Below are 10351 nucleotides of genomic sequence, written 5' to 3' on the forward strand. Positions count from 1 at the left end.
GCCTAAAGTGTGGTTTATCAATCGACAGAGATTTAAACTCTGCGATTAATATGTTAAAAGCAGTAGGGCTGGACCGGTCCGAATTAAAGCCCGTGGAGTGGGAGACCACTGCCAAGATATTTAGGGGCAATCCCTATATCCTGGTAAGTCACACCATGTTGAAACGGGAAGCCTAATCTCCTGAATGGGAATCCTATCCCATTTAGGGGATTGGGAGGAGGTCAAACACTTTCTCAAACTTTCGGTCAAGGAGATGAACATTATCTGCCAATAGATTATGTAGATCCAAAATGAAAGCAATTGTCGCTGCGACGAAAAATGCATCTGAAGCCGTTGGACTTTCCCAAATAACGGGAACTATAGAACCCGGAAAACTGGCAGATCTAATCGTTGTGAAAGAAGATCCACTGAAGAACATAAGCTTACTCACTGAAAAAGACAAGATCAAGATGGTTTTCAAAGAAGGTACTATGGTGAAAAGTTAATCAAGGTATTCTTCAACGTCTTTTATCAATTGTTTATCTGCAACTTTATGCAAATAATCCCATAATTTTTGATCCTTCATTGTTATCATGGCAATTGCCTTTAAGATGAACGGCTTTGTTTCAGAATGAAGCTGTTCATCTTTGTATGCTTTAACAAGGCAATCGATCGCCTTAGGACTGGTGATATGTGCCAGAACCATAATTGCCTGCTCTGCAAGATCATTTCTGTATTCATCCTCTAAGAGAAAATAACTTGCGATATCTATGACCTTTTCACCATCACCCAATTTTGCGAGTGCTTCGTAGATGACAAGTTGAGCGCTCTCCTGATCGTATCTGTTCAAGAGCTGGTACAGGTCCTTTTTTATACTCATCTCCTGTAAATCTGAAAGGATATCCACCAGGTACAGCGTGAGAATGTCGTTTTTACCCTGTTCGTGAAGTTTTTGTTTGAATTTTTCCAAAAGCACCGGCTTTGCCTGATCACCAAATCTCTGAATAGTCTGTAAAACGATTTCTCTGACTTCCTCGTTCTCATCTGTTAACAGTTCCAGAAGTTTTGGTATCGCTTCAACACCCTTTTCGCTCACTATTCTGTCTATGAGAGTTCGATATCGCTCTAAGTCCATCTGACTACACCACCTTTTTCAACCACCAATTTTTTGTCGAAATACTCGGCAAACTGTGGATCATGTGTGACAAAACCAATTATTTTGTTCAGTTTTTCCATCTGCTTCAATGCACCTGCTATGCGAAATTTATTATCCTCATCCAGGGCTGAGAATCCTTCATCTATGAAGAAGATTTCCATATTACCGGTAGCCATCTCGGCAATTGCGATTGCCAGGGCAAGCGATACTACTGTCTTTTCACCACCAGAAAGACCATCGGCACTTCTCTCAATACCTGAATCCATGATTACAAACCCCGATTCTTCGATTTTGATTTTGAATCTTCCGTCGGTCAGTGTGTCGAGCATATCGTTTGTCTTTGTGATTATTCCTTCGAGTACCATGTTTGTGACAAATGACTGAAATTCTTTAGCCGACAGAGTGTTTTTCACCAGTTCGGTGATTTGATACTGTCTGTGAATCACCTCAAATTCATTCTGTAAATCTTTTTTCTGCTGTTCGATTTCTTTCAATTCTTTCATCATGTGCTCAGCTATTGCCTTTTGCCTTATATACTCTTCTCTCTGCTTTTTGATGGCTTCCAGTTCATCGGTCAATTCTCTGTAATGGCTTTCACAGGTTTCATACTCGAGCGTAACAGATTTTTTCAGTTTATCGAGTTCCTCATAGCTTTTTTCGATCTGTAGATCGATCTTGTGAATCATCTCAAGGCTACTCTGCTCAGGCATAGTTTTTTGACTGTAGATCTCAAATTCTTTAAAGGTCAGACCAATCCTTTCGAGTTTTTCAAAAAAACCCTTTTTGCTCTCATCCAGCTTGACTTTCTGCTGAATGAGCTGAGAAGAAATAACCTCTATGTCGTTTTTCAATTCTTCAATTCTTCTGCTCAATTGTTCTTTTGTTCCAGTTAATTTTGAGATCTCTGACTGAATCTGTACTTTTTTCCTGAACAGATCTTCAATTTGCTTTGACAGTTCCCTTATCCTGTGCTTGACAAGACTATCATAACCAATCTGTTGAAGGTTTCTCTCAATTTCATTTATCTTTTCTATACAATCCGACAAATCTTTACTGGCTTTTCTCAGACTTTCATCCAAATTCTCTTTTTCCTGTACCAAAGAATTTATTTCGGCATTTATCTGTTCAATCTGCCTTTGATTTTTTTCGATGAAATTTTTCAACTGTTGATATCTCTGTATGTCTACCCGTTGCTGTTCATGGGCAGTTCTATGGAAAACATTTCCACACACGGGGCATGTGTCGCCATCTTGCAAATTCTGTGCTATTTCTTGAGACATCCATATCAGTGCCTGTTGTCTTATCTGATCGTATTCTTTCTCGGACTGTTCAAGTGCACTGTTGAGCTTTGCCAATATGTCCTGTCTTTCACAGATTTTTTTCTCAACTGTGGAAAGATTGCCGTTGAGATTTTCTTTTTGCTGTTCCAAAAATGTTTTTGCAGTTCTCAATTGGTTCAACTCATTCAAAAGTGGTTCACTCTGTAAATCGATTTTCTGAAGTTGATCTCTCTGAGAACTGAGCTGAACCATGAGCTGTTCAACTTTGTTCTGATTTGTTTTGAAGTTTTCAAGTTCATGGTCAATTTTGAGAATGTCACTTTCGTGTTTTTTGATCTGTTCGTGCATTTTATTCTGTTCTTTTTGCAAAGACTCGACCTTTTCCTGAACATTCAAAAGAATTTGATATTCTCCCGCCACAGAGCTGGCAAGGCTTATCTTTCTTTCTTCTTCAGCTCTATTGACCAGTCTATCTCTCTGATTTTTTAATTGTTCCAGGTTTTTCTCGATCTGCTTTATCTGCTGCCAGACTGTCATCTGCTGTTCTATCGATTTCAGTTTTTGTTCTGTGAGTGCAAGCTGCTGTTGAAGTTCCTGAGACTTTTTGCTGTAAAACTCTATTTTTTCTGGGCTTACTGCATTGATGATCTGTTCGGCTCTTATCCTTAAATCGCTGAGTCGAGCCTGTTTTTTCTCGTGCTCTATCTGAAGGTTTTTCATAAGTTCATTGACCTTTTCTTGCACAGATCTGAGGATCTTTTTGGGGAAAAGCACATCAAAAACTATGTCATTGATCTCCGATCTTTTTGCTGTGAGCAGGTATGTTGCCCTGCCCTGAGGCAGAAAAAAGGTACTGATGAAACTCTCATAGGTGGTATTCAAAATTTTTTGAAGTTCTCTGTCAACATGAGTTCTCTGAGTAGCGATAATTGTTCCATTTTCCGTCAATAAAGCTTCTGTACCAGAAGATTTCACTTTCCTGAGTACTTCATATTTTTTCCCATTTCTCAAAAAAGAGAATCTCACCTGGCAAGTATCAGTCGATGAACGAATGTAATCCTGAGGGCTCTTCTTCCCGTACCTGACACCCATTCCATACAATGCAAAAACAATAGCTTCAAGCAAAGAAGATTTGCCGGCACCATTTTGTCCAACGATTAAAAAAACACCTTCTTTGAAATCCAGCTTGCAATTTTCGATTCCAAGGAAATTAACGACCTCAAGGCTGAGTGGTCTGATCCTCACCAACCTCCTTGAACAATCTCTCTACCAGCTTCACCATAGGTTCTTCTAACTCACCGTATCTTCCTTTCACATAAATTCGATAAAGCTCTATTAAATCCGTCTTCTGACGAACTATATTAGGAGAATCAACTTCTTTCTCATTCATCCTGAATTCAACTTTTACCACACATTCGAAGTTTTCCATCAAATACTTTCTGACTTCGTCTGATGCGGAGCTTTCAAAAATGATCCTTGCATATCCATCAAAGTTTTTCAGTTGATTTGTCAGTGCTTCCAGTGATGGCTCTGAATAATCAGCCATTCTAAAAGTCTTGAGCCTTTTATGCGGTGTGTCAACACGGCGAAGACGAGTTTTACGCTGATCGAATTCAACTATAAACGCTCCTTTGGTATCATACTCTTCACCGAAATCAAGTGCAATTGGTGAACCGGCATAGCATGTGACAGGAGATTGCTGAACTATTGAGCTGTTGTGTATATGACCCAGAGCAACGTAATCTAACCCGGTTGGTATCACCGATTTTTTGATCTGTACACCCAGAGCAATCTCTTTGTCTGATTCGATCAAACCTTCTATCAGCAAATGTCCAGCCAGTATGTTTATCTTACTTTCGTCTATCTGGTTACGCACTTTGACCAGAAAATCATTCAGATATTCTCCAGCCAATTTCTGCGGATCCTGATCAGCATCAAGCAATCTCTGTGGATCTGTATGTGGCAGAAAAAATAAATTGAAATGTTCCAAGGCGATCTGTTCTGGACGGTCCACGATTGTCAGATTATTAACAGGAAGGTTTTTCCAGGCTTTGAGTCCCTGCCAATCGTGATTACCAATCACAAGAAAGGTGTGCGCAATGGCAGAAAATCTGGCAAGAACATCACTGAGCAAGGTCAAAGCTTCAATCTTTGGTGACACCCTGTTGTGCAGGACATCCCCTGTTACCAGAATCAGATCGACCTTTTCTTCTTCGGCAACCTGTACAAGATAAAACAGAGCCTGCCTGATCTCCTGGGATCTGTCAATTGATTTAGAGCCAACCCAGGATTCCAAGCCAAGGTGCCAGTCAGATGTATGCAGGATTTTCAAATCAGCCACCAGCCTTGAAAACGTTTTCTTGTGATGGAAAGACCCGGTTTCGAACGTCGAACACGTATTTCTGGACCGCTTCCAGAGACTGCTGGTACAGATTGGCATACCTTTTTGCAAATTTTGGAAGAAAAGCGGGATTCAAGCCAAGTAAATCGTGAAGCACAAGGATCTGTCCATCACAATATCTGCCAGACCCGATGCCAATCGTCGGGATCTTCAGATTCTCGCTTATCATTCTGGCTGTCTCTTCAACAACCATTTCAAGGACTATTGAAAAAACACCAGCTTTTTCAAGAGCTTCTGCCTCTTGAAGAAGATATTCAGCATCTTTTTCATCTTTACCCTGCACTCTGTACCCACCAAAGACATTCACAGACTGTGGCGTTAACCCCAGATGTCCCATCACGGGTATACCGGCTTTTACAAGCCTCTCGATCAAAGGAACATAGAATGAACCGCCTTCGAGTTTCACTGCGTTTGCACCTGCTTCTTTCAGAAATCTTCCTGCGTTTCTGACCGCATCATCTACAGAACATTGATAGGACAAAAACGGCATATCTGCTATTATGAATGCTTCCGGTGCACCCCTTCTCACAGCCTGAGTGTGTCGAATCATGTCTTCCATGGTGACCGGCAGGGTATCTGAGTAACCAAGAACGTTGTTTGCAACTGAATCACCAACTAAAATGGCATCAACACCAGCCTGATAGACTATATTGGCAAATGGCGCATCATAAGCAGTTATCATAACAATAGGCTGTTTTCCCTTCATAGACATGAACTTCTGAACGTTCATCTTTTCTCACCATCCTTTGATTTCTTTGAGCACTTTCACCATTTCCGTGTAGAGATTTTTATACTCCAAAAAACATTTTTCAAAAAGCTTTTGCTCACTTTCAACGACAGACCAGTCACCTCTGACAACTGGTCCTGTCAGTGAAGACTCAACACCCAGGGTTGATATGTTTTTCGAAGTGTTCAGCATCAAAGAAGGTATGATCTTTTCAAAACCATCTATACCGTATAGATCGTATAACTTTCTGGCAAGATAAGCAAGTCCAATGGTGAAATTGGACGCCAGTACAGCAGCAAGATGATAAGCTGTTTTTGATTCTTTTGGTATTTCGATCCAACAATTTGATATCTGCTGAACTATCTGCCTTGCAAGAGATATTCCCTTTTCATTACCTTCAATACCAAAACAACATCTGTCAATGAATTTAAGAGCGATCTTTTCATTTGCAAATGAGAGGTTTGGATGGATGGATCCTCTTCCCCAGCCGTGTTCATCGGCATCTTCAAAAATATCAGAAGCCAGGAAACCGCTGAAGTGATAAACATTCACATTTTCGCTCAATCTATTTTTTATTTTTGAATAAACCGATGTTATAACACTGTCCGGCACTGATATGAAAACAACATCCCTTAAATAAAAATCTTCATCGTAGGTGACAGCAATACCCTGACCCAGCTTTTTTGTGAACGCAGTTGCTTTTTCTTTCGACCTTGAGATGACATAACCTATTGAGAAATCTTTCCTAAGTAAAACCTTACTCAAAACCAGGCTGACCCTGCTGGTTCCCGCTATATTTACAATCATGGTCTTCTCACCATTTAAATTAAACCACATAATGATAAAATCTCTAATATGAAAGGTTCACAGGAGGTTGGACGATGAAATGTAAAAAATGTTCTAACACCGCGGTGATACATCTTCGCCAGCACAATACCGCTTACTGCGGCGAACACTTTGTCGATTATTTTGAAAAGCGCGTTGAAAAAACCATAGATGAGTATTCAATGTTCAGCAAAGATCACAAAATTCTCGTGGCAGTCTCTGGTGGTAAAGACAGCATGACTCTGTGGTACGTTCTGACTAAGCTTGGTTATAAAACCGATGGTTTGTTTATCGATGTGGGTACAACCGATCCTCAAATCGATCTTTTCTGGCAACTTTCGCAGAGAATAAATTCAAACCTGAAACTGGTAGATGCAAAGGAACATCTCAATGGTCTTTCAGTACCTCAAATAGCCAGAATACTGAAAAGACCGACATGTTCAATATGTGGAAACATTAGAAGATACCTGATGAACAAAGTGGCATTTGAAGACGGATATGATGTCGTGGTGACCGGTCACAACCTCGATGATGAGGTCTCGTTCCTATTGGGTAACCTTTTGAACTGGAACATTGGGTATCTACAAAGACAAGCTCCATTTATGCCAAAGACTCATCACAAAATCGTGGCAAAAGCAAAACCACTGGTCTGGTTGACAGAAAAGGAGATATACACCTATGCTCTGTTGAATAAAATACCATTCTACAGCGAGAGATGTCCTTTTTCCAAAGATGCGAGTTCTTTGAAATACAAAAGAGTCCTAAACGATCTTGAAGTTGATCAACCAGGAACAAAGCTCAGGTTCTACAAGCAATTTCACAGACTACAACTGTTCAGAACAGATGGTGTGAAATTGAATGAATGCCAGGTTTGTGGCTATCCAACAACTTCAGAAAAATGCAGTTTTTGCAGAATGAAAGAGAGGATAGAAGATGCCCTGGGAAAACAGGAGATTTGACATTTTTATACCTGTAATAATAGTTCTTTTAATGATAATCGGTCTTTTTGCGATATACAGTGCCACCAGAAACTATGGAACAGCCTTTGTCAGAAAACAGATAGTGTGGGATATGCTCGGCTTAGCTGTGTTCTTTTTGACGATCTTGCTCAGAGAAAGGGACTTACAAAAGCTCAGTTGGATACTGTATGTGTTTTGTATTCTCAGTTTGATACTGGTTCTTTTCTTTGGGACAGTTTCTGGAGGGGCACGGCGCTGGTTTGATTTGAAAGCCGGATATTTTCAGCCATCTGAGATTGCAAAGATCTGTGTGATTCTCATCAGTGCAACATTACTCATAAAAGCTTCGACAAAGTACATGTTTCTGTCGCTTTTAGCTGTTGGCGTTATCTGTTTACTCGTAGCAGTTGAACCTGATTTAGGAACAGCGATCTTACTTTTCATGCTGTGGTTTGTAATAGCTTTCTGCTCAAAAGTCCCGCTTAAACCCATCCTTGTAATGCTGATTTTTTTCATCGCATTGATGCCTTTGCTGTATTTTTTTGGTCTCAAGGAATATCAAAGAGAAAGAATCATTTCTTTCCTTTCACCTTCAGCGTACAAACAGAGCAGTGCCTACAATGTGACCCAATCACTTCACACAATCGGCTCGGGTGGATTGTTAGGAAGAGGGTACTTAAAGGGTCTTTCGACAAACTGGGGATACGTACCCAAAAACCATACGGATTTCATCATATCAGTTATCGGCGAAGAGTTTGGTTTTTTGGGCATCAGCATCTGCTTGATTTTATATGCCCTGCTCAGTTTTAGAATAGCCAATGCGATAAGACTTGCGAAAAACGAATTCTGGCAGCTTGTGGACGTTGGTGTCATGACTGTGTTTGTTTTGCAGGTTTTCGTGAATATCGGCATGGCAATGGGGTTAACGCCGGTGACAGGTATCCCACTACCATTCATAAGTTACGGCGGGTCCTCAACGCTTTTCTTTTGTGTCCAGCTCGGCATTGTTGAAAAATCCTATGCGGTGGGCAGAGCTGGCAGGGAAATGGAAGGAGGGCAACTGTGGTAAGAAAAAGAAGCGAATTTCTGGTGAGCTTTCTTGTGCTTTTGTTTATCATTGCTCTGATTAGCGGTCTTGCTCTTTCTGCGTTTTCGTTTTTTTACTACGTCAAACAGAGAAAAAATCAGGAAGCATCGATTGAAAATCTGAATAAGAAAATAAGTGCACTGAGTGAAAGAATATCAAAACTCGAATCCTCCATAGGTGCAAATTCGGTTATCGACAAGTACATCTCCGCAGCCAATTTTCTTTCAAACACATCTGTAGACCTTGAAAAAATCGTCGAAGAACTGTACGATGATCCAACTACTGGCTACATAAGACTTTTTGTAATGGGACAGGAAAATGTGTGGGTTACCTTTAAAAAAGGCGATACAACTTATTTTTCAAGAGAACTGAAACCCGGACTGGCACCGTACAAATTCTACTACTTCAAGTCACCTGCCATTCAGACACAGTACGCCATTCAGGTACCAAAAGACTGCACAATTGTCATCGGAAAGCCCGGCACAGTATGCTTTTTAGTCTATGGTGTGGGAACAAAACAGCATCCGACAAAGATAGTTACGTGGAAGGATACAAAAGTGAATAATCTGGAGACTGATTTTTCCCTTTACATACCAAAATGATACAGATTCTGGATAAAATTTTGCTACAAAGTACGGTGTGCTTTTGTTCTGCAAGAGCTTCTTATGAAATAACCAGCAAAATGAGGAATTTGCCAGATAAAGAAAGAAATATCGCGATGGCTGGAAATTTTTAACTGTAAAATCCAAAAAATGGCGGTTTTTCGTGTTTGACTTGGTTTGATAGAAGTGATATGTTAGTTGCAGGATGCAATCAACTAAAGGGGGAACAAGTCTTGATCAACCAGCTTCAACACGCTATACTCAGAACGCTGAGCAAAAACACATCGACCGCGCAGAACCTTGCTGATAAACTCGGGGTAGACGAATCGACCATTTCAAGAAACCTGAGGTTTCTTCTTGAATGTGGGATTGTCATCGTTAAAGATTATTTGACCCCTGGCAGTTCTGGCGGTAGAAGATCAAGGTTACTCTCCTTGAACCCAAACTGGTTGAAAATAGCAGGACTGTCCATAGAACAGGGCGAAATCAGCTCAGTTCTGGTTGATTTCATCAACCATGAATATTCAACTGATAAAAAAACCACAATCGTTAATTTTGAAAATTTGCAAAGAATAATTTGCGAGACACTCAGTATGTACAAAGACGTAAATGCCGTCTCAATTGCCATCCCTGGATTGATAAACTCGTCGGAAAAATTAATCGTTTTTTCTCAGGCTTTGGATTTGAGAAAGTACCGTGTTGATTGGCTTAAGTTGCCATTTTTGATTTTAAACGACGCAAATGCCGCGGCGGCGAATTATTTAAACTATGCCAATAACCTTGTTTATTTTTTACTTTCAATCCCCTATGAACTTTCAAAGCCAGTTGGTCTTGGTTCGGGCATAATCGTTGAAGGTTCACTGTACGAAGGAAGCAACAATTCAGCCGGTGAATTGGGAGAAGGTATACCGCTTACGAGTTTGAAAGATCTGACAATAGAAGACCTTGAGAAAGACTACAGCGTACTTCTGAAAGATCAAAAAAGCCTGGACAAATTCAAAGAACATATAGCTTTTAAAATCGCAACGGTAGTTAATTTCATGGATCCAGAACTCTTCATTCTTGGCGGGGATTTCTATCTCCTTGGTGATGCAACCATAGAAGATATTGTCGGCAAAATAGAGGAATATGTTACTTTGAGAAGAATCAAAAAGATCAACTGGAAACTCGATAAAAACGGTTCAAAAACAGTTGCCTTTGGATCTGTGGTGGCTTTTTTGAAGAAATTCTTCAACGATCTGGATTTTGCCAATCTCGTTATACAGAACAGAGGGTGTGTGGATTATGAGAGAACTTGAAAAGCTCTTTTTCTGTGGTGTATCGACTCTCAAAGAG

The 10351-nt window shown here is 40.3% G+C and carries 10 protein-coding genes; 5 read left to right on the forward strand and 5 right to left on the reverse strand.

Translation table 11 applies throughout. The features are described 5' to 3' along the window. Positions 1-290 precede the first annotated feature (290 nt). Positions 291-485 (forward strand): amidohydrolase family protein, encoded by a 195-nt coding sequence (locus tag AC4E92_RS09235; protein ID WP_490240305.1) that lies wholly within the window; start codon positions 291-293, stop codon positions 483-485. Here the strand turns inward: AC4E92_RS09235 and AC4E92_RS09240 are convergent. From AC4E92_RS09240 to AC4E92_RS09260, 5 genes are read right to left on the reverse strand one after another with little or no spacing between them, the layout of a single operon-like run. Then, positions 482-1114 (reverse strand): HEAT repeat domain-containing protein, encoded by a 633-nt coding sequence (locus tag AC4E92_RS09240; RefSeq protein ID WP_490240306.1) that lies wholly within the window; start codon positions 1112-1114, stop codon positions 482-484. The two genes, AC4E92_RS09235 and AC4E92_RS09240, sit on opposite strands and share 4 nt — an antisense overlap. Next, entirely contained in the window at positions 1105-3660 is a 2556-nt protein-coding gene (locus tag AC4E92_RS09245; RefSeq protein ID WP_490240307.1) for an AAA family ATPase, read from the reverse strand. Before AC4E92_RS09245 ends, AC4E92_RS09240 begins: the two co-directional genes overlap by 10 nt. Beyond that, positions 3635-4747 carry a metallophosphoesterase family protein gene (locus AC4E92_RS09250; RefSeq protein WP_490240308.1) on the reverse strand — a complete coding sequence of 371 codons (1113 nt, stop codon included), beginning with the start codon at positions 4745-4747 and terminating at the stop codon, positions 3635-3637. The genes AC4E92_RS09245 and AC4E92_RS09250 overlap by 26 nt, the downstream gene beginning before the upstream one ends. A gap of 1 nt (position 4748) precedes the next feature. Continuing rightward, positions 4749-5546, reverse strand: coding sequence for a 3-methyl-2-oxobutanoate hydroxymethyltransferase (gene panB, locus AC4E92_RS09255; RefSeq protein WP_490240309.1), 798 nt, complete (start codon positions 5544-5546; stop codon positions 4749-4751). A gap of 6 nt (positions 5547-5552) precedes the next feature. After that, a complete protein-coding gene (locus tag AC4E92_RS09260; RefSeq protein WP_490240310.1) occupies positions 5553-6350 on the reverse strand; it encodes a Rossmann-like and DUF2520 domain-containing protein in 798 nt (265 codons plus the stop codon). Positions 6351-6424: 74 nt separating this feature from the next. Between AC4E92_RS09260 and AC4E92_RS09265 the strand changes: the two genes are divergently transcribed. The 4 genes from AC4E92_RS09265 (at position 6425) to AC4E92_RS09280 (ending at position 10314) form a co-directional block, all read left to right on the forward strand. Continuing rightward, positions 6425-7327: a TIGR00269 family protein gene (locus tag AC4E92_RS09265; protein ID WP_490240311.1), complete on the forward strand. Its 903-nt coding sequence runs from the start codon at positions 6425-6427 to the stop codon at positions 7325-7327. Next, positions 7302-8396, forward strand: a complete 1095-nt coding sequence (locus tag AC4E92_RS09270) for an FtsW/RodA/SpoVE family cell cycle protein (RefSeq protein ID WP_490240312.1) — start codon at positions 7302-7304, stop codon at positions 8394-8396. The genes AC4E92_RS09265 and AC4E92_RS09270 overlap by 26 nt, the downstream gene beginning before the upstream one ends. Then, the gene (locus AC4E92_RS09275) at positions 8390-9016 is read left to right on the forward strand and encodes a hypothetical protein (protein WP_490240313.1); all 627 of its coding nucleotides are present in this window, start codon (positions 8390-8392) and stop codon (positions 9014-9016) included. The genes AC4E92_RS09270 and AC4E92_RS09275 overlap by 7 nt, the downstream gene beginning before the upstream one ends. A 233-nt stretch (positions 9017-9249) precedes the next feature. Then, positions 9250-10314: an ROK family protein gene (locus tag AC4E92_RS09280; RefSeq protein ID WP_490240314.1), complete on the forward strand. Its 1065-nt coding sequence runs from the start codon at positions 9250-9252 to the stop codon at positions 10312-10314. Positions 10315-10351 lie beyond the last annotated feature (37 nt).

The organism is Pseudothermotoga sp., assembly GCF_031962025.1.
Lineage (GTDB): Bacteria > Thermotogota > Thermotogae > Thermotogales > DSM-5069 > Pseudothermotoga_B.